The sequence below is a fragment of the Actinoplanes couchii genome, assembly GCF_016862075.1.
In the GTDB taxonomy this organism is placed as follows: domain Bacteria; phylum Actinomycetota; class Actinomycetes; order Mycobacteriales; family Micromonosporaceae; genus Actinoplanes; species Actinoplanes couchii.
This window is the reverse complement of sequence record NZ_BOMG01000064.1, coordinates 114,594-133,508: the sequence shown is the minus strand read 5'-3', so window position 1 is coordinate 133,508 and position 18,915 is coordinate 114,594. Positions and strand designations below refer to the sequence as shown.

General features: G+C 69.6%; 19 protein-coding genes. 10 read left to right on the top strand and 9 right to left on the bottom strand.

Features of this window, described 5'->3' with window-relative positions; genetic code table 11:
- Window positions 1-31 precede the first annotated feature (31 nt).
- Window positions 32-655 (top strand): maleylpyruvate isomerase family mycothiol-dependent enzyme, encoded by a 624-nt coding sequence (locus tag Aco03nite_RS26370; protein WP_203798925.1) that lies wholly within the window; start codon window positions 32-34, stop codon window positions 653-655.
- On the opposite strand, the gene Aco03nite_RS26365 is transcribed toward Aco03nite_RS26370, so the two are convergent.
- Entirely contained in the window at window positions 636-1,754 is a 1,119-nt protein-coding gene (locus tag Aco03nite_RS26365) for a hypothetical protein (RefSeq protein ID WP_203798923.1), read from the bottom strand. The two genes, Aco03nite_RS26370 and Aco03nite_RS26365, sit on opposite strands and share 20 nt — an antisense overlap.
- Before the next feature lie 89 nt (window positions 1,755-1,843).
- On the opposite strand from Aco03nite_RS26365, the gene Aco03nite_RS26360 reads away from it, so the two are divergent.
- Window positions 1,844-2,215, top strand: coding sequence for a YciI family protein (locus Aco03nite_RS26360; protein WP_203798921.1), 372 nt, complete (start codon window positions 1,844-1,846; stop codon window positions 2,213-2,215).
- The gene (locus tag Aco03nite_RS26355) at window positions 2,203-3,465 is read left to right on the top strand and encodes an RNA polymerase sigma factor (protein WP_239145441.1); all 1,263 of its coding nucleotides are present in this window, start codon (window positions 2,203-2,205) and stop codon (window positions 3,463-3,465) included. The genes Aco03nite_RS26360 and Aco03nite_RS26355 overlap by 13 nt, the downstream gene beginning before the upstream one ends.
- Here the strand turns inward: Aco03nite_RS26355 and Aco03nite_RS26350 are convergent.
- From Aco03nite_RS26350 to Aco03nite_RS26335, 4 genes are all read right to left on the bottom strand, one after another.
- On the bottom strand, window positions 3,404-3,940 hold the full coding sequence (locus tag Aco03nite_RS26350; RefSeq protein ID WP_203798919.1) for a MarR family transcriptional regulator: 537 nt from the start codon (window positions 3,938-3,940) through the stop codon (window positions 3,404-3,406). The two genes, Aco03nite_RS26355 and Aco03nite_RS26350, sit on opposite strands and share 62 nt — an antisense overlap.
- Before the next feature lie 182 nt (window positions 3,941-4,122).
- A complete protein-coding gene (locus Aco03nite_RS26345; RefSeq protein WP_203798917.1) occupies window positions 4,123-4,803 on the bottom strand; it encodes a FadR/GntR family transcriptional regulator in 681 nt (226 codons plus the stop codon).
- A gap of 10 nt (window positions 4,804-4,813) precedes the next feature.
- A complete protein-coding gene (locus tag Aco03nite_RS26340) occupies window positions 4,814-6,013 on the bottom strand; it encodes an MFS transporter (protein WP_203798915.1) in 1,200 nt (399 codons plus the stop codon).
- 48 nt (window positions 6,014-6,061) lie between these two features.
- The gene (locus Aco03nite_RS26335; RefSeq protein ID WP_203798912.1) at window positions 6,062-6,499 is read right to left on the bottom strand and encodes a hypothetical protein; all 438 of its coding nucleotides are present in this window, start codon (window positions 6,497-6,499) and stop codon (window positions 6,062-6,064) included.
- Between the two features lie 193 nt (window positions 6,500-6,692).
- Between Aco03nite_RS26335 and Aco03nite_RS26330 the strand changes: the two genes are divergently transcribed.
- Genes Aco03nite_RS26330 through Aco03nite_RS26320 form a run of 3 tightly spaced genes read left to right on the top strand, consistent with a single transcriptional unit; the run spans window position 6,693 to window position 10,032 of the window.
- Complete coding sequence (locus Aco03nite_RS26330) at window positions 6,693-7,010, top strand: type VII secretion target (protein WP_203798910.1); 318 nt, start codon at window positions 6,693-6,695, stop codon at window positions 7,008-7,010.
- Complete coding sequence (locus tag Aco03nite_RS26325; RefSeq protein ID WP_203798908.1) at window positions 7,007-9,394, top strand: hypothetical protein; 2,388 nt, start codon at window positions 7,007-7,009, stop codon at window positions 9,392-9,394. The genes Aco03nite_RS26330 and Aco03nite_RS26325 overlap by 4 nt, the downstream gene beginning before the upstream one ends.
- Complete coding sequence (locus Aco03nite_RS26320; RefSeq protein WP_203798906.1) at window positions 9,394-10,032, top strand: hypothetical protein; 639 nt, start codon at window positions 9,394-9,396, stop codon at window positions 10,030-10,032. Before Aco03nite_RS26325 ends, Aco03nite_RS26320 begins: the two co-directional genes overlap by 1 nt.
- Here Aco03nite_RS26320 and Aco03nite_RS26315 read toward each other — a convergent pair.
- The 3 genes from Aco03nite_RS26315 to Aco03nite_RS26305 form a co-directional block, all read right to left on the bottom strand.
- Window positions 10,029-10,781, bottom strand: coding sequence for a DUF998 domain-containing protein (locus tag Aco03nite_RS26315; RefSeq protein WP_203798904.1), 753 nt, complete (start codon window positions 10,779-10,781; stop codon window positions 10,029-10,031). The genes Aco03nite_RS26320 and Aco03nite_RS26315 overlap by 4 nt on opposite strands.
- Before the next feature lie 79 nt (window positions 10,782-10,860).
- Window positions 10,861-12,012 (bottom strand): FAD-dependent monooxygenase, encoded by a 1,152-nt coding sequence (locus Aco03nite_RS26310; RefSeq protein ID WP_203798902.1) that lies wholly within the window; start codon window positions 12,010-12,012, stop codon window positions 10,861-10,863.
- On the bottom strand, window positions 12,009-12,659 hold the full coding sequence (locus Aco03nite_RS26305) for a TetR/AcrR family transcriptional regulator (protein WP_203798900.1): 651 nt from the start codon (window positions 12,657-12,659) through the stop codon (window positions 12,009-12,011). The genes Aco03nite_RS26310 and Aco03nite_RS26305 overlap by 4 nt, the downstream gene beginning before the upstream one ends.
- Before the next feature lie 153 nt (window positions 12,660-12,812).
- On the opposite strand from Aco03nite_RS26305, the gene Aco03nite_RS26300 reads away from it, so the two are divergent.
- Genes Aco03nite_RS26300 through Aco03nite_RS26285 form a run of 4 tightly spaced genes read left to right on the top strand, consistent with a single transcriptional unit; the run spans window position 12,813 to window position 18,188 of the window.
- Entirely contained in the window at window positions 12,813-14,123 is a 1,311-nt protein-coding gene (locus tag Aco03nite_RS26300; protein ID WP_203798898.1) for an ABC transporter substrate-binding protein, read from the top strand.
- Window positions 14,120-14,980, top strand: a complete 861-nt coding sequence (locus tag Aco03nite_RS26295; protein WP_239145440.1) for a carbohydrate ABC transporter permease — start codon at window positions 14,120-14,122, stop codon at window positions 14,978-14,980. Before Aco03nite_RS26300 ends, Aco03nite_RS26295 begins: the two co-directional genes overlap by 4 nt.
- Entirely contained in the window at window positions 14,977-15,798 is an 822-nt protein-coding gene (locus Aco03nite_RS26290; RefSeq protein ID WP_203798894.1) for a carbohydrate ABC transporter permease, read from the top strand. The genes Aco03nite_RS26295 and Aco03nite_RS26290 overlap by 4 nt, the downstream gene beginning before the upstream one ends.
- A 14-nt stretch (window positions 15,799-15,812) precedes the next feature.
- On the top strand, window positions 15,813-18,188 hold the full coding sequence (locus Aco03nite_RS26285) for a glycoside hydrolase family 2 protein (protein ID WP_203798892.1): 2,376 nt from the start codon (window positions 15,813-15,815) through the stop codon (window positions 18,186-18,188).
- Here Aco03nite_RS26285 and Aco03nite_RS26280 read toward each other — a convergent pair.
- The gene (locus tag Aco03nite_RS26280) at window positions 18,164-18,829 is read right to left on the bottom strand and encodes a M15 family metallopeptidase (protein ID WP_203798890.1); all 666 of its coding nucleotides are present in this window, start codon (window positions 18,827-18,829) and stop codon (window positions 18,164-18,166) included. The genes Aco03nite_RS26285 and Aco03nite_RS26280 overlap by 25 nt on opposite strands.
- Window positions 18,830-18,915 lie beyond the last annotated feature (86 nt).

Below are 18,915 nucleotides of genomic sequence, written 5' to 3'. Positions count from 1 at the left end.
AATTGGTAGCTACGGAAGGAAGGTGCCTGTGATGACCGACGTCTGGAGCCTCGTCCACGCCGCGCGCCGCTCGCTGGCCGACGACCTGGCCGGTCTCGCGCCCGGGCGATGGCACGAGCCGACCCTCTGCACCGGGTGGGACGTGGAGCACGTCGTCGCCCACCTGACCGCTGCCGCCTCCACCGGGCGGTGGCCGTGGATCCGCAGCATCGTGCTCGCCGGGTTCCGGCCCGCCGTGCACAACGACCGCCGCCTGCGTGCGCACCTGGGATCGACCCCGGCGGAGACGCTCACCCGGTTCGAGGCCGTCGTCGCAGCGACCGTCGCGCCGACCGGTGACACCGCCGCCTACCTCGGTGAAGTGCTCGTCCACAGCCAGGACATCCGGGTTCCGCTGGGTATCGGCACGGAACCGGACGTCGAGGCGCTCACCGCGGTCGCGGAGTTCTACGCGCGCCGCGACTTCACCGTTGCCAGCCGGACTCTCGCGTCGGGGTTGCGGCTGACGGCCACCGACGGGCCGTTCCGGGCCGGGGACGGGGTGCCGGTCTCCGGTTCCACGCTGGCGCTGGTGATGACGATGGCGGGCCGTCGCGCTTACCTCGATCAACTCGACGGCGACGGCCGTGCCGTCATCATCGACCGGCTGGGGTGACCGGCAGCGCGCCGAGGTTGCACTCCTCGAAGAGGCGGGCGAAGAAGACGTCCGCCAGCACGCCGCTGTCCACGAAGACCTGCGCCGCGGCGTACTGCAGAGGGGTGGGGGTGTCGCCGGGCCGGAACGGGCCGTCCGGGAACGCGAGGCTCAGCAGCAGCCGGGCGGCGTACAGGAAACGGCTCGGATCCTCGCCTCCGGCCGTCAAGTGGGTGAGCAGCATCGGAGCGAGCGTGGGCAGGGCGACGACCGGCAGGGCACCGAGAGCGAGCGCGGCGCCCAGGGCGACGTTCTCCCGGTAGAACGCCCAGCCGTAGACCTCGTCGGGGCCGAGGAACAGGCAGTCGCACAGCTGTTGCAGCATGTCGTCGTCGGGTTGTGCGGAGAGCCGGGCCAGGCCCATCAGGACCGTCCAGCTGCTGATCAGGCCCGGGCGGTCGCGCCACCGGGTGACCGCGGTGACCAGTGCGGTGTCGTCCGGGTCGCCGATCGTCCCGGCGGTCAGGCAGAGGAACGAGCCGACCACGCCGTCGGTCTCGACGGCCAGGCGGGCGACGATCGCCGGAACGATCCGGGCCGCGTCGGCGGGGAAGTGGCTGAGCAGGTGGGCGCTCAAACCGCGGGCGTCGCGGGCCGGATCGTCCAGCAGGCGCACGAAGGTGGGCACACCGGCGCGGACTGCCTCGTGCGCCTCCTTGACGATCGGATCGGGTGGCGGGAAGCCGTGCCGGATCCAGCCCTCCCGCTGGGACAGGTACAGGTCGCTGCGCCGGTCGGCGATCTCGTGGAGCCGTGGCCCGAGCCGGTGCGGGCGGGTCTCCGGCGGGTCGGGCACGATCTCGGCGAGCAGCTCGTGGCCGAGGGTGCGGTCCGGGGCGCCGGGGTCGGCCAGTAGCTCGATCAGGTACGGGACCGCGGCCACGCCGGCCGGATAGAGCGAGTCCTGGTGCATCACCAGGTCCCGGAACCGCGCCACGGCGGCGGTCCGGCGCTCCTCCTCCGGCGAGCGCAGCGTCCGCAGCAGGTCGGGTATGTCGGTGGCCGGCCCGTAGGCGTGGTCGACAGCCGACCAGTCGAGATCAAGGGGATCGTGCAGCACCCGGGCACCCTATATCCGGCCGCCGGGTGACGATTTCGGTACGGTCGGGTCGTCATCGTGGTGGCAGGTTGCCACGAGAGGAGAACGACATGCGGTACGCGCTGTTGATGCACTACGCCGAGCCGGCTGCCGGAGAACTCAGCGAGGAGGTCGTCGCCGAGGCCCGGCGGGCATTCGACGTCTATGCCAAGGCTCTCGACCAGGCCGGGGTCCTGCGCCTGGCCGACGTGCTCCGGTCCAGCGACGCGACCACCACGGTCACCCGCCGCGACGGTGGGCTGCGGGTGCAGGACGGGCCGTTCGCCGAGACCAGGGAAGCGCTCGCCGGGGTGTTCCTGATCGACGTGCCGGACCTGGACGCGGCGATCGGCTGGGCGGAGAAGTGCCCCGGCACCCAGTGGGGTTTCGTGGAGATCCGGCCGGTGGCCACCGCGTTCCTGGACGGCCGGTGGTCGGCCTGACCGGCGGCGGAAACCACCCGGCCCGGCCGGCTGCGCTTGCCGCCGGCCGGGCCGCCCGGGAGAGCCGCGGCCGGCTGCTGGCGTTGCTGTCGGCGGCGGCCGGCGACCTCACCGCGGCCGAGGACGCGCTCGCCGACGCCTTCGAACAGGCGCTGCGGACGTGGCCGGCCCGCGGGATCCCGGACAATCCGGACGGGTGGCTGCTGACGGTGGCCCGCAACCGGCTGCGGGACCGGTGGAAGTCGGCGGCGGCCCGGCGCACGGTCGCGCTCGATCCGGAGCGGGACTCCCCGGCGTACGACCAGCAATGGGACTTTGATCTGATTCCGGACCGGCGGCTGGAGCTGATGCTGGTCTGCGCCCACCCCGCGATCGACCGGACGATGCACACGCCGTTGATGCTCGACACGGTGCTCGGGTTCACCGCGGCGCAGATCGCCGTCGCGTTCGCCATGCCCACCGCCACGATGGCGACCCGGCTGGTGCGCGCGAAGAAGCGGATCAAGGCGGCCGGGATCCCGTTCCGGCTGCCCGACCGCGACGACCTGCCGGGCCGGATGGCCGCGGTGCTGGAGGCGGTCTACGGCGCCTACGTGATCGACTGGGCGACCACCGGGCCGCAACCGCGCACGCTGCCCGGCGAGGCCGGGTACCTGGCCGAGATCCTCACCACCCTGGTCCCCGGCGATCCGGAGGCCCACGGTCTGGCCGCGCTCGTCCAGTTCTCCAGCGCGCGGGCCGCGGCCCGGACCGGAGCCGGCGGCCGGTTCGTCCCGCTGACCGAGCAGGACACCACCCGCTGGGATCCCGACCTGATCGGCCGGGCGCACGACCACCTGCGGGCGGCGCACGCGTGCGGGCGGCTCGGCCGATTCCAGCTCGAAGCCGGCATCCAGGCGGTGCACTGCGCGCGGGCCCGGACCGGGACCACCGACTGGCCGAGCCTACTGGACCTGCACCGGCTCCTGCAGACGATCGCGCCGTCGCTGGGCGGTGGTGTCGCGCTCGCCGCGGTGACCGCCGAGGTGGACGGGGCGGCGGCGGGCCTGGCCCGGCTCGACGAACTGCTGGCCGGGGCGGGTGCGGCCGGCGGGCGCTTCCAGCCGGCCCGGGTGCTCCGGGCGCACCTGCTGGAACGCCTCGGCCGGATCGGCGAGGCCGCCGGCGCGTACGACAGCGCGGTCGATCTCACCCACGATCCGCGGGAACGGTCCCATCTGCGGGAGCGGCGTGCCGCGCTGCGTAACTAGAGGTGTCCCGCCGTTGCGGCGCCCGGTCGAACTCCTCGACCACCTCGGCGATCGCCATGTGCAGCTCGCCGAGGACGGCCACGACTGAGCGCAGGAACTCCTCCGGGTGCCGGCTCATCAGCTCGTCGACCCGTTCGGCCAGCGGGGCGAAGAACCCGATCGCGTGCTCCTTGACCTCGGGCACGATACGCAGGGTCACGATCCGGCGGTCCCGGTGCTCGCGGGACCGGGCGACCAGACCGGCGGTCTCCAGGCGGTTGATCACGGTGGCGGTGGCGCCGCTGGTCAGGCCCAGACGCCGGGCGAGCGCGGAGGGTGACAGCGGTGTTCCCCGGTCCTGGGCGTGGAGCACCTGCCCGAACGCCTCGGCGTCGGCCGTGTTCACCCCCAGCCAGTGGGCGAGGCGGTGGGTCACGTCCGCGTTGTCGGCGGCGTACACCCGCAGGGCTTCGACCATCTGATCGGCGGCGCGCATACGGCCCTTCCCGGCTCGGAGAGACTCGAAATTCAAATACCTTGAATCTAGAGCTACTTGGCGTACGGGTTACCGGCTGACGAGGAAACCCGATGCGCATTCCGGTGACCGGAGCCGGCATCGCCGGACCCGTGCTCGTGTGGGGCCTGCACCGGCCCGGCCGCCGAGATCGAGATCCTGCGCTACTCGGGTGGGTCCAGTTCGTTGATCATCGGCTGGAGCAGGGCCGACATGGTGGCCGCCGCCGCGGTGGCGTCCCGGGCGACGATGGCCCCGATCAGGTCGGCGTGCAGTTGCGCCAGGTCGTCGGTGTCGCCGGCCACGTCGTGCAGCTGCACCTCTTCGAACATGCCGAGCAGTCCGTCGTAGACCTCCTCCAGCAGCGGGTTGTGGGTGGCGCCGACCACCGCCCGGTGCAGCGCCGAGTCGGCGCGGATCCGCTCGTGCACGTCGCCGCCGCTCCAGGCCTGCCGCCGCTCGTCCAGCAGGGTGGTCAGGCGGGCCGCGTCGTCGTCGGTGCGGCGGACGGCGGCGATCCGGGCCGACGCGGCGTCCAGCGCCAGCCTCAGCTCCAGACAGTCCCGGCGGGAGGTGGCCGCGGCCCGGCGAGACACCGACGACCGCAGATCCGAAACGGACAGCACGAAGGTGCCGCGCCCCTGCTCCCGGCGCAGGATCCCGGACTGCACCAGCGAACTGATCGCCTCCCGGACCGTGTTGCGCCCGGCGCCGCTCCACTCCACCAGCTCCGGCTCGGTGGGGATCTTGCTGCCCAGCGGCCAGTGGCCGTCGGTGACCCGGGCGCGGAAGGCCTCGGTCAGGCGGGTGGCGAGGGCGGTGCGGTCAAGGTTCGGGCTGGACACGGGAAGCAGCCTAACCGGCGGTGGACGGCACCGGCCGGCACGCGGCCCACCCGGCGGCCAGGGTCACCAGCAGGGTGGCCGCGAGCACCAGGTAGGTGCCGTCCCAGCCGTTGCCGGCCTGGTGGAACGCGCCGATCGCCAGCGGCCCGAGACAGCCGGCGCCGTACCCGACCCCCTGCACCAGACTGGACAGCCGGGACGCGCCCGCCGCATCCACCGCCCGGACGGTGATCAGAGTCAGACAGAGCGGGAAGGTGCTCACGCCCAGCCCGAACGCGGTCGCCCACAGGAAGGCGCCCGCCGCCGGCGCGACGATCATGCCCCCGTAACCGGCACCCATGAGAACCACACACACCACGACTATCGGGTACGCGTTGCGCAGTCGCCTGACCAGCGGCGGCACCACGAACGCGGCGATCAGCCCCAGCCCCGAGAACCACGACAGCAGCAACGCGCTCGCGGTGGAACTCAGCCCCGCGTCCTCGAGCATGGCCGGGAACCAGGTGACCAGCGCGTAGACGTGCAACGTGGTCATGGCCATCAAACCGATCAACCCCAGCACCAGCGGCGTACGCCAGGACACCGGGGGCGCGGCCGGAACCGTGGCCGCCGCGGAGGAGGAGCCGGAGCGGGGCACGAACATCAACCACAGGATCGCCGCCACCCCGGTGAACACCGCCCAGACCCCCGCGGCCGTACGCCACCCGAAGGCATTGGCCAGCGGAAGCGCGACCAGGGGCGCCGACAGCTGCCCGACCTGCAGCAACACCATGTACATCGTGCTGACCGCGTGCAGCCGCTCCGGAAAATGCTGCTTCACGATCGGGATGAGAACGACGTTGGCCGCCCCCACCCCGGAGAACGCGATGACCGTGGCGACGATCAGCACCCCCGGCGACCAGGCGACAGCACGAAGCAGAACCCCCAGGGTCACCGCGGTGGCGGCGATCGCGGCGGTCCGTTCCAGCCCGATCCGCCGGGCCAGCGGTGCGACGGAGAACGCCGCCACCGCGAAGCACCCGGTGACGATGGTCCCGATGGCCCCCGCAACGACCGGCCCGAACCGCAGCTCAGCCCCGGCATCCCCGGTCAGCACGCTGAACCCGGTCACCGCCGTGCGCAGATTGAGCGCGGTCAGAGCAACAGCGAGCAGAACCCCACGAGCCAGGCGGGCACGGGACTGCGTAGAAAGAGGCGCGGCAGCAGACACCCCCGAACCCTAACATGGGATGATGGGATGAATTCTGGTCGAGTGTCCTCAGCAGTCGGTGACGTAGACCTTGACGTTGCGCGGCGTGACCTTGCGCCCGGTCTCGAAGTCCTTCCCGGTGACCTTGAGGCGCTGGGACGCCTCGATGACCCGGTAGCCGGCCTTGGACACACACGCCGAGTACCACGCCGTGCCGCGATCGTGGTCGACGTAGAGGTCGTCGAAGGTGACGACGCCCCGGCCCGGGATCGTGACCTTGAAGACCATCGACCGGGCGACGTTCGGCAGCGCGGCGAGCGAGATGTTGTACTCGAAGGTTCCGTTCTTGCAGGTGGAGTCGCCGATGCCGGCGGGCACCAGATACAGCCCTCGCTCGATCTTGCGTGTGTGCGAAGCGGTGTCACCGGCGGCCTGTGCCGGCGTGGCGGTGCCCACGAGCCCGGCACTGATGAGTGCCGTCGAGATGACGACGAGAATTCTCTTCATGACGAGCCTCGGATCCTCGGTGGGCGCTGTGCGCTGGCCCACAACTGATCGGAGAGCCTCGGTCTCACTTGAGGATCGCTCACCGGAACTTCGCGAGGGCGGGGCAGGGGCGGGGGTGGGGGAGTGGCGTGGGTGATTGCGGTTGGGGTGATCTTGCGTATGGTGGTGGGCTCGCGCGGACGAGGGGGACGTCATGCAGCCGGGGTTCGAGGTCGACCGGGAGCTGTTGGAGAGTGTGGCGGGCAGTGTCACCGCGGTCAGCGGCACGCTGCAGGAGGCGCTGTCGGCGGCGGGGTCGGGGAACGCGCCCGTCGGGCATGCCGGGTCGGCTGCTGCCACCGCGGCGCGGGCGGCGGAGCAGGCCTGGGTGGCCGGACTGGGGAAGCTGAAAGGCGACGTCGAGACGTTCGGGACGCACCTGGCCACGTCGGCCAAGGAGTACTCGGCCAGTGACAGCGCCAGCGCCGAGGCGGTCCGGCGGGCCAAGAGCGAGAGCGAGAAGCCGCGATGAGCGAACTGACGCTGCAGGATCTGCTGAGCTGGCAGGCCGGGCCGTGGCAGAGCGCCGCGAACGGGTGGCGGCGGGTCGCCGACAAGCTCGAAGAGGCCGACGAGGATTTTGTCCGCGGCACCCGGGACCTGCCGGAGGCGTGGAGCAAAGGCACCGGATCGCAGGCGGCGGCCACCAGGGCGACCGCGCTGAAGACCCGGGTCAGTGACGCGTACACCCCGGTGAAAAGCATCGGCGACCAGCTGGACCTGCACGGATACGCGATGGCGGGGCTGCGCCAGCAGGCCGAGCAGATCATCACGACGGCACGCAACTCCGGGTTCGAGGTGGACGTCGCGAAGGGGGTCATCTCCGAACCGGAGCGGGAGTTCGTCGGCCCGCGGTTCGTGGTGCCGGGCCGGACCCCGGAGGCGCTGGCCGCCGAGTTGACCGGGGTGCTGACCCGGGCCCGGTCGCAGGACGACGAGACCGCCGCGATCCTGAACGCCAACGTGCCGTCCGGGCCGGGGCGCGCCTGGGGTGGGCAGGCCGGGGCGATCGACCGGGCCGAGGAGCTGGCGCTCAAACTCAAGAATCCGTCGTACCAGCCGAGCCCGGAGGAGCTGGAGGAGCTGCGGCTGCTGCTCGACAGGTACGGCGACGACGAGGTGTTCGCCCACGACTTCCTCACCACGCTCGGCCCGAAGGGCCTGCTGGAGCTGAACGGCACGCTGGCGACGTACCAGCTGGACCGGCCCGGGGTGGACGCCGACAGCATGCTGTTCGACAGCCGTACCGCCGATGCGGTGAAGGGTCTGCAGTCGGGTCTCGGCGACATGCTGGAGACCGCGACCGACCGGACCGGCAAGCACCGGCTGCCCGACCAGTGGGTCGACGACCTGAAGGAGGCCGGGCGCAGCAAGTTCAACATCGGGGATCCCGACAACCCGGCGCGGTACGTCGAGGGCGTCTACGGATACCAGCTGCTCGGCCCGCTGCTGCACGACGGCGAGCACGATCCGAAGTTCGTGGCCGACATCGGCGGCGACATGGTCGACTTCGAGATGTCGCAGGGGAAGAACAGCGCCCTGTGGACCGAGGCACGCAGCGAGAACGTCCGCCTGGACTGGACCCGGAACCACGACGACAACAAGGCACCGGCGGGGTACGACCCGATCACCGCCCTGATGGACGGGATGTCGCACAACGGCGCCGGCACCCAGGACCTGCTGCTCGGGCGGACCGGCGAAGGCGCCGAGAGCAACCGGCTGCCGCGCCTGGACTACCTGCTCACCGACCGGAACTGGGATGCGGCGTCGGACGTGCCGGGCGGCCCGGGCTGGATGGCCGAGCTGATGGAGAACGGCGAGAGCTACCGCAACGTCGGTCTCGACCGCTTCGGTGAGGCCCTGGAACGCGCCACCATCGACCACCCGGGCGAGGAGTCCCGGCGCCTGATCGAGTCGATCATCTTCGAGACCAACGTCGACGAGGAAGCCCAGGGCGCGGCCAACGGCGAGAAGCCGGAGGAGGGCAAGACCACCGACTTCACGAACACGAACCTGGTCGAACCGCAGCTGCGCGATTCGATGGGCAACATCATGGCGGCGTACATCGGCGACGTGAACGAGAACATCGCCCTCAACCAGCCGGTGACCCGCGGTTCGTTCCAGGTCGCGCAGGACGATCTCACCCGGTTCCTGGCCGACCTCGGCAAGGACGAGAAGGCGCACGAGGCGATCGGCAAGGCCGAGAGCCTGTACACCGCCGCGATGTACGACCAGATCCTCGCCGGCCAGGTGGACCCGGGGAACACGCTGCGCGGGGACCTGGACGCGATGAAGGTCGTCTCGCACAACCACGGCAGCGTGATGGGCGTCATCGACCACGGCGCCGGCCTCGCGCAGCACCAGACCAGCGCCGACCTGGATCAGAAGATCAACGCTTCGATCGAGGACAAGTACAAGATTCTGGGCCCGGTGAGCGAGGCGGTCTCCAGCGTGGCCACGGACCGGGTTCCCGGCGCCAGCGACCTGGTCAACGGGGTCGTCGGGGAGATGTTGAGCCAGATGGAGGAGTCGGAGAAGGTGGACGGCACCGGCCGGACCAACTTCGAGGTGGGCGAGATGCTGAACGCCGGCCGGACCGCCACGGTCGGCCTGACCGAGTCGGCGCTCTACCACAGCGGCCGGCTCGACGACATGCCCGCCAAGCTCTACGTGGACGGCAAACTGACCCCGATGAACGAGCTCAGCGAGGACCAGCGCTGGGAGTGGCAGTACTACGTGGGCCACCAGGGCATGGATACGGTGGGACGGTCCGCCGTCGATGCGGCCAGTTCCTACCAGGACGGCCTGGCATGGGCGGACCAGCTACTCGGCAAAGCGAAGGAAGGCGGATCCTAGTGGGATGGCGTGGCGCGGCGATCGTCGCCGTTGTGGTCGGGCTGACGGCGGCCGGGTGCACCGATCCCGCGGAGCCCCCGGCCGCCCCGGCGCCGAGCGGGAGCGCGGCGCCGTCGATGACCTACGAGGAGGCGTACCGGGCGTTGCCCCTGGACGGGACCGAGCAGGTCCCGATCACCTGGGATCCGGCCGGCGTCCCGGAGACCGCGGAGATCCTCGCCGCCCGGCGCAGCCTCGCGCAGGTCTACTGGATGAAGAGCCTGACCGACTGGGCCCCGGCCATCCGGGTCAGCCGGTTGCTCTCCACCGACAAGCACTACGACGGGGTGATGGCGCCGTTCGCGGACACCACGACCGACACCCCGCAGACCGGCCCGGTCTGGGTCCGGACCATGGGCGTGGCGAAGACCGGCGCCGACGAGACGACCGTGACGTTCTGCGTCGACACCGGCAACTGGGGCCGGATCAAGGACGACACTCAGCGGGCCGAGATCCGGGCGACCCTCGAGTCGTACGTGATGCACCACGTCCAGACCGGCGACGGCGAACGCCGCTGGCTGACCGACGGCGGCATCAACGGTGACGAGAGCCGGGAGGGCACGTACGGCGCGGAGTGCACAGAATGGGCCAAGCACTAGGGATGCGGCGTGGGGCCCGGTGACGTGGGATCGCCGGCCCTGTCCGGCTCCCGGTCCCGGCCCGCGGTACGGGCGGTGAACAGTGCCGTGCCGATCAGCCAGACCACGGCGATCAGCAACACCAGACGCTCCACCACGGCGCCGGTGGTCGCCCGGCCGACGGCCAGCATGATCACCGCCAGTGCCGCGCCGAGCGGCACCATCGTCAGGACCGCGACGCCCGAGAGCCACCGGACGGCCCGGTCCGTTGCGGTGAACCACATCGCCGCCATCGCCCCGGCCAGCACCACCATGCCGACGACACTCGCCCCGGCGTGCACGACGTCGGCGAGGGTCGTCGGCTCGTACGGCGGCAGCGGACACTCGTGACTGCACGGCACCGCCCCGGAGACGGCCGCGAGCACGGCGGCGACCGCGAGCGCCCACACCGTCACCCGGCCGTCGGCCAGCCGTCCCCGGAACCGGGGCGTCCCCGCGAGCAGCCCGGCCAACCGGGCCCGCACCCCGGCCGGTTGCACGGAACGGCCCGGCAATGCCGACCGGGCCACGCCCAGCAGCGCGACACCGAGGGCCAGCGTGACCAGTCCCCAGCGATACGGGATCGCGTAGGGCTGTTCGTCGGTGCCGGCCTCGCTGACATATCCGTACCACCACGGTTCGGGCCCGGCGGCCAGCGTGAACATCATCGTGCCGGCGCCGCCCGCCACTGCCAGGGCGGCGGCGACAGCCGTGAGCCGGATCCGCGTCATCCCACCATCATGATCGACATCGGCAACGACCCCACCGCACGGCAGCCCTGGCGTGCCGGCTGCCGGCCCGATCTGGTGGTCACGCCGGTTGGGTCGAGGCGTAATCGTCGAGGGTGATGTTCTTTGCGGGGCCCTCGATCAGCCGCATGGCGGGGCTGAACAGCTTCAGGGCGGTGAAGAGCAGGTTGCGGGCCACGATTCCGGGTCTGGTCCTCGGGGCCAGGAGACGGCCGGCGTTGATCTTGTCGGAGATGGACGCGTACTCGCGGAATTTGGTCTCGAACTGGGGAAAGGCCACCGTGTGGTCGCCGCCTGCCCGGGCCAGCTCGCCGGCCAGGACGTAGGCGCCGACCATGGCCAGGCCGGTGCCGAAACCGCCCAGCGCGTTGCCCCAGGCCGAGTCGCCGACCAGCGCGACCCGGCCGGTCGAGTAGCGGTCGACTGTCGCGCGGCTGATGGAATCCATGTAGAACCCGGTGGCCGCGGGGATCTTCGTGAGCAGTTCCGGGATGCGCCACCGGCCGTCGCGGTAGGCGTCCATCATCATCTGTTTCTGCGCGTCGACGTCGTCCCGGGCCGGGAGCCGGTCCGCGGCGAACACGAAGAATGCCGGCGCCTTGGAACCGCCGAGACCGACCATACGACCGGGCTCGTTGTACGCCACGTTGTCGTCGCCCGCGTCGAGGTCGGCCAAGGCGTAGTAGTAACCGAGATGGGTGACGTGGTCCGACTCCGGTCCGAAGGCGAGCCTGCGGACGTTGGAATGCATGCCGTCGGCGCCGACGACGAGGTCGAAGGTGCGCGGGGCGCCGTGCGTGAACGTGACGTCGACACCGGACGCCGTCTCGGTCAGCGACGTGATCGAGTCGCCGAAGACGTACTCACAGGTGTGCGCGGTGAGGGCGTAGAGAAGGCGGGCCAGATCGCCGCGCGGGATGTTGAACTCGCCGCCGGCGAAGGCCGCCGGGACGAAGCCGATGGTGCGGCCCCTGGCGTCGACGATGCGGTCGTCGCCGCCCATCACGGTCGCCTGCTTCACCCGGTCGAGGATGCCCATCTCGCTGAGCACCCGGCGGTGGATGGGGCCCTTGAAGTCGACGGCCTGCCCGCCGCGGCGGATCTCGCCCGCCTTCTCGACGACGGTGACGTCGAAACCGTGCCGGTGCAGCCAGTAGGCCAGCGCCGGCCCGCCGATGCTCGCGCCGGATATGAGCACACGCTTGTTGATCATCGTGGGTCTCCCCGGTAGGTGGTGGTGATCGACCGGAAGGCCTGGTCGAGGTGGTCGAACGCCAGGGCCGCGGTCCGGCGCATCCGGTCGGCGGCCTCGTCGGAGACGTCCCCGGACCGGACGTGGGTGCCGATGTCGTCGGTGATGCTCTGGACGACCGCGACGATCGCGGCGGCGTGAGCGCGCGCGACGATCGCGGGAACGGCCGGGTCGGTCGTGCGGATCGCGTCGCCGATGGTCTGCGCCTGCTGCTCGCGGACCTCGAGCGCGAACCGGCGCAGGACCGGGCTGATCAGGCACTGTGCGGGGAACTCGCCCCGGGCGAGCGACAGCTCCTCGCTGCGGAAGTGCGTGATCAGCCCGATGACCAGTAGGTGCAGCGCCGATGCCGGGCTGGTGCCGGGCGGACGTGTCGCGACCGCCCGGTGGTACTGCTCGCGGATCTCGTCGGCCCGGTCGAGGACCAGGTCCTGCTTGGCGGGGAAGTAGTTGTAGACCGTCTGCTCCGACACGGTGGCGGCCCGCGCGACCTCGATCATCGAGACGCCGTCGTAGCCACGCTCGGCGAACAGGCCGGCGGCGACGTCGGCGATGCGCTCCCGCATCTGCGCCTTCTTCAGTTCACGAAGGCCAGGTTCCTGCTGCATGCGAATAGAGTAACCACAAACTTTGGGTAACCACAAAACTTTTCCGCGTACGTGTAGAAGGTGTTTAAATAAATTAGTAATTTAATCTTGACGTGATGGTGGCGGCCGTCTCATGCTGGGCGCTCCACCAGCCAGCAGGACGGACAACTCTCCATGCTCAACAGAAGGACACTCCTGGGTGCCGGCACGGTCGCCGCCCTGGCTCTGATGACCGGCTGTACCGGCGGCGCCGGCGACGGCAGCGGTGCCAGTGGCGACTTCTCCGGTGAGGTCAAGGGCGCCATCACCGTCCTGACCAACCGGACCGACCTGGTCGAGACGAAGCTGCCGGAGTACGCCAAGGCCTTCCAGGCGAAATATCCGGGAACCACCGTCACGTTCGAGGGCGTCACCAACTACGAGGACGACGTCACCACCCAGCTCAGCGGCGGCGACTACGGTGACGTGCTGCTGATCCCGAACAGCGTCGCGGTCGACCAGTACCCGCAGTTCTTCGAGCCGCTCGGCGACGCCGCCGACCTCAGGACGAGGTTCCGGTTCATCGACCAGACGACCTACCAGGGCAAGGCGTACGGGCTGTCGCTCGGCGGGATCGCCAAGGGTTTTGTCGTCAACAAGCGGATCTGGGCCGAGGCCGGGATCACCGCCCCGCCGAAGACACCCGAGGAGTTCCTGGCCGGGCTGCGGGCGATCGCGGCCGGCGGCGCGGTGCCCTACTACACCAACTACAAGGACGGCTGGCCGCTCAGCGAGTGGAACAACCAGCGTGCCGTCTTCGCCGATCCGCAGATCAACGAGCAGCTCCCGGCCGATGCCGCCCCGTGGCAGCCCGGCAGGATCCAGTACCTCGCCGACGGCCTGCTCTTCGACATCGTCCACGCGAGACTCACCGAGAAGGACCCGCTGACCACCAACTGGGAAGCCTCCAAGCCGATGCTCGCCACCGGGAAGACCGCGAGCATGCTGCTCGGCTCGTGGGCGGTTCCGCAGGTGCAGGACGCCGCGAAGGCCGCCGGGGCCAACCCGGACGACATCGCGTTCTGGCCGTTCCCCTATCAGAAGGACGGGAAGTTCCACGCCCGTATCGACGGCGACTACACCGCCGCGATCAGCCGCAACTCCGGGAACAAGGCGACCGCCAAGGCGTGGCTGGACTGGTTCGCCACCGAGTCCGGATTCGCCGCCGACAACCAGGCCATCCCGCCCGCCGTGGACCAGCCGCTGCCGGCCGCCCTGCAAGCGGTCACCGGCGCCGGGACCGAGCTGATGGAGACGCCGCAGGCGGTCGCCAACGCCGGCAAGGAGGACGAGATCATCCGGGAGTCCGAAATCGATCTGAAGGGCGACATCTACCGGCAGAAACTCGTCGACGTCGCCCGGGGCGCCGCGGAGGGCGACAAGGAGTCGTTCTTCGCCGACCTCAACAGACGATGGGGCGCGGCGCAGTCCCGGGTCATGAAGTGACGAAACGGCAACCGTATCTGTACGTCGCGCCGGCGCTGATCCTGCTCCTCACTTTCACCTATGTGCCGGTCGGCAACATGATCTGGTACAGCTTCCACCGCTGGGACGGCCTGGACGTCACGATGACACCGGCCGGGCTGGACAACTACGTGCGGGTGCTCACCGACGAGCAGTACCGGCGGGTCTTCCTGATCAGCCTCTACTACCTGCTGGCGTCGTTCGTGCAGATCGTCGTCGCGCTGTACTTCGCGGTGATCCTGTCGTTCAGCACCCGGTTCCGGAACCTGTTCAAAGGCATTCTGTTCTTCCCCTACCTGCTCAACGGGGTCGCCGTCGGATTCGTCTTCCTCTACCTCTTCCAGCCCGACGGCACCCTCGACACGGTGCTGCGGTTCCTGGGACTCGGCGAACACACCCGGCTCTGGCTGGGCGACCCGGACATCGCCAACGTGTCACTGGCCGGCACGTCGGTGTGGCGATTCACCGGCCTGAGTTTTGTGCTGTTCCTCGGGGCGATCCAGTCGATTCCCGGTGAGATCTACGAGGCCGCGGAAATCGACGGCGCGAACCGGTGGCACCAGTTCCGGCACATCATCGCGCCCGGTATCCGGCGGATCATCAGCCTGTCGATGATCCTGGCGATCTCCGGCAGCCTGAGCGCCTTCGAGATCCCGTTCATCATGACCGGTGGCGCCAACGGGACCCGCACCTTCGTGATCCAGGCGTACGAGTCGGCCTTCCAGTTCCGGCAGATCGGCCTGGCCTCGGCGATGGCCGTGGTGCTGCTGCTGATCGTCCTGCTCATCACCTGGTTGCAGCGCCGTCTGCTGCCCGACGAAGAGGTGTCCCTGTCATGAGGCACGTGGCTCGTCTCGCCAAGTACGCCTCGCTCGTGCTGGCCTCCCTGGTGGTTCTGGTCCCGCTCGTGGTCGTGGTGTTCGCGTCGTTCAAGACGCATGCGGAGTACCAGGCGACCGGCCCGCTCACCCCGCCCGCGGACTGGCTCAACCTCGACAATTTCGTCACCGCGTGGACGGCCGGGGACATGCTGCGCGGTTTCCTCAACACCACCGTCATCCTGATCGTCTCCCTGGCCGGTACGGTCGCGGTGGGCACCCTGGCCGCGTACGCGATGAGCCGTTTCGTCTTTCCCTTCAAACGCCTGATCCTCGGGCTCTTCCTGGTCGCCTCACTGGTGCCCGGAGTGACCACCCAGGTCGCGACCTATCAGATCGTCAAGTCGATGGGGCTGGTCAACACCCCGTGGGCGGCGATCGTGCTGTTCCTCGGCACCGACATCATCGCGATCTACATCTTCCTCCAGTTCATGCAGTCCATTCCGCCGAGCCTGGACCAGGCCGCGATGGTCGACGGCGCGAGCCGGTTCACCATCTACCGCCGGATCATCCTGCCGCTGATGAAACCGGCGATCGCCACCGTCGTCATCATCAAGGGCATCGCGATCTACAACGAGTTCTACATCCCCTTCCTCTATCTTCGATCGCCTGACCTCAATGTCATCTCCACCGCGCTGTTCCGGTTCAAGGGCCCGTACGGCGCGCAGTGGGAGACCATCGCCGCCTGCACGATGATCGTGATCCTGCCGACCGTCGTGATCTTCCTGCTGCTGCAGCGCTTCATCTACAACGGCGTCACCGCCGGAGCCACCAAATGACGAAGGACCGGGACATGCTGCATTCACAAGACCTCGGCGGTGCGTGGGAACTGCGCGAGAAGCCCGGCGATCCGGCCATCGCGGCTGCCGTTCCCGGCTGTGTCCACGTCGACCTGATCAACGACGGCCGGCTGCCCGATCCCTTCCTGGACGACAACGAGAAAGCCGTCGCCTGGGTCGGGCACACCGACTGGCAGTACACCCGGGAAGTCGCCTGGACCGGACCGGCCCACGACCGGATCGACCTCGTCTTCGACGGCCTCGACACAGTCGCGTCGATCGAACTCGGTGGCGTCTCCCTGGGGCGGACCCGCAACATGCACCGCAGTTTCCGGTACGACGTGACCACACTGCTCGCCGGCGGGCCGCAGCCGCTCACCGTGCGTTTCGAGTCCGCCTATGCCGAGGCCGAGAGGGTTCGTGAGCTGCTGGGGGAGCGGGACAACGCCTATCCGGAGCCGTTCAACTTCATCCGCAAGATGGCGTGCGGTTTCGGCTGGGACTGGGGACCGACGCTGGTCACCGCCGGGATCTGGCGACCGGTGCGATTAGAGGGGTGGAGCACGGCGCGGCTCGCGGCGGTTCGCCCGCTCACGACGTACACAAGCGGGGTCGGGAAGTTGAACTTGACCGTGGACATCGAGCGGATCCGCGATTGTGGGCTGAGCGCGACGATCCTTCTCGACGGCCACCAGATCGGATCAGTGGTGGCGGTCAATGCCGATTCGGCGCGGTCGGAGATCGACGTGCCCGGAGTGGAACCGTGGAATCCGCGTGGTCACGGTGAGCCGGCGTTGTACACGCTGACCGTCGTACTGACCGATGGTGATCAGGAACTGGATCGGTGGGAGCGCCGGGTCGGATTCCGGAGTGTGCGGCTCGACCAGACTCCCGACGACGCGGGAACCGGATTCGTGTTCCACATCAACGACGCGCCGGTGCTGATCAAGGGGGTCAACTGGATCCCGGACGACATCTTCCCGTCCCGGATGACCAGGGAACGGTACGCGCGGCGGCTGGGGGAGGCGGCCGCCGCCGGGGTGAACCTGATCCGGGTGTGGGGTGGCGGGATCTATGAGGACCGGGCCTTCTACGAGGTCTGCGACGAACTCGGGCTGATGGTCTGGCAGGACTTCCTGTTCGCGTGTGCCGACTATCCGGAGGAGGAGCCGCTCCACTCCGAGGTGGTCGCCGAAGCCCGGGAGAACGTGAGCCGGCTCGCGTCGCATCCCAGCCTGATCACGTGGAGTGGCAACAACGAGAACCTGTGGCTGCACGGGGCGATGGGGTGGGGCTCGTCCGGTGCGACGTGGGGTTCGCGGTACTACCTGGAGACGCTGCCGGAGATCGTCGCCGAACTCGACCCCAGCCGTCCGTACCAGGCGGGAAGTCCCTGGTCGGGGTCGTGGGAGCACGAACCCAACGACGTCGATCACGGGACCTTCCACTCCTGGGAGGTTTGGAACCGGGAACCGTACATGAACTACCGGCTGTCGGCTCCGCGGTTCGTGGCGGAGTTCGGGTGGCAGGCGCCGCCGGCCTGGACCACGCTGCGGGACGCCGTCTCCGACGATCCGATCCTGCCGGACTCGCCCGGTGTGCTGCACCACCAGAAAGCCGACGACGGCAACGGCAAGCTCGCCCGTGGGCTGACCGCGGATCTTCCCCGGCCGGAGAGCGTCGAGGCCTGGCACTATCTGACCCAGCTCAACCAGGTCCGGGCCGTCCGCACCGGTGTCGAACACTGGCGGTCGCACTGGCCGCACACCGGCGGCGCCATCCTCTGGCAGCTCAACGACCTGTGGCCGGTCACGTCCTGGGCGGCGATCGACGGGGCCGGGCGGTACAAGCCGCTCTACTTCGCGCTCGGCGAGATGAACGCGGACCGGGCGCTCACCATCCAGACCCGCGACGGTGGCCTGGTGGTGGCGGTCCTCAACGACACCGCCTGCACCTGGACCGGGACGCTGACCGTCAACGATCAGGACGTGTCGGTGGCGGTGGCGCCGCGGTCGGTGGCACACGTCCCGGTCGAGGCCGCCGGGGATCCTGTGGTGGTGGCCCGGCTCGGCGACGCCCGCGCGCTGTGGTTCGCCGACGACCACCCGCTCGCCGATGGCGGTCTCACCGTGGACGTCCAGATCGTAACCGGCGGCCTCGACGTCCACGTGCACGCCACCGGATTGGCCCGCGACATCCTGCTGCAACCCGACCGCATCGACCCACAGGCCATCGTCGACCGGGGTTTCGTCACCCTGCTTCCCGGGGAGTCGGTCACCTTCCACGTCCGGGCCCCGCACACCCTCGATCCGTCACTTGTCGAGGTTCCGTGGGTGCTCACCGACCTGGCGACCGTGGTCAACGGTCAGACCGGGACCTCGAAATGTTGATAGTCCTTGAGCGACGTCCATTCCCCGCCCCAGGTGAAACCGTTCGTCGTGAACGCCCGCCAGACCCGGTCACCGCGTTTGATCATGCCGGGTCGCGTGTTCGCACGGTTCGTGAACGTCTTTCCGGCCGGCGGTTGCACGACCGTGCCCTTGATGTACGGGTTCTCCAGCGGGTTGATGTCGATGGCCTTGCCGTACGAATGCACGGAGAAGCCCTTCGTCGCGCCGGTTTTCGGGCGGCAGTTGAACGCCGAGGTGTTGTCGGCGGCCATCGACGCGTTGTCGTCGGCGTTGAAGCGATCCACCGGAAGAATCGTCCGGATCGGGAAACGAATCGCGTACAGCTCCCGGAAGATGTTCACCACGCCGGCCGCCACATCTTCGTGGACGATCAGGTCGCCTCGGTGCCGGGTGTTGTCGAAGCCCCAGTAGGTCAACTCCACCCGGCGCAGGTCCGCGATCCGCACCGGACAGCCCTCGCGCCATGAGACGCCGGTCATCGCGCCCGCTTCGGCGCGACCGATGGTCTTGATCGAGGCCCGGTAGCCGTCGTCGGTCGCAGCGGGCGCCACCACGCCTGTCGCACCGACGACCGCACCGGTCACCGTCGACATGATCGAGACAAGAAAGGAAGAGAACACGTCCCGATGATGTCAGCCCGGACCGCCGTGTCCTCGTCATGAAGGTCCGGCATCACCCGGCCGTATGAGTCCATTCCCGTCCGGGC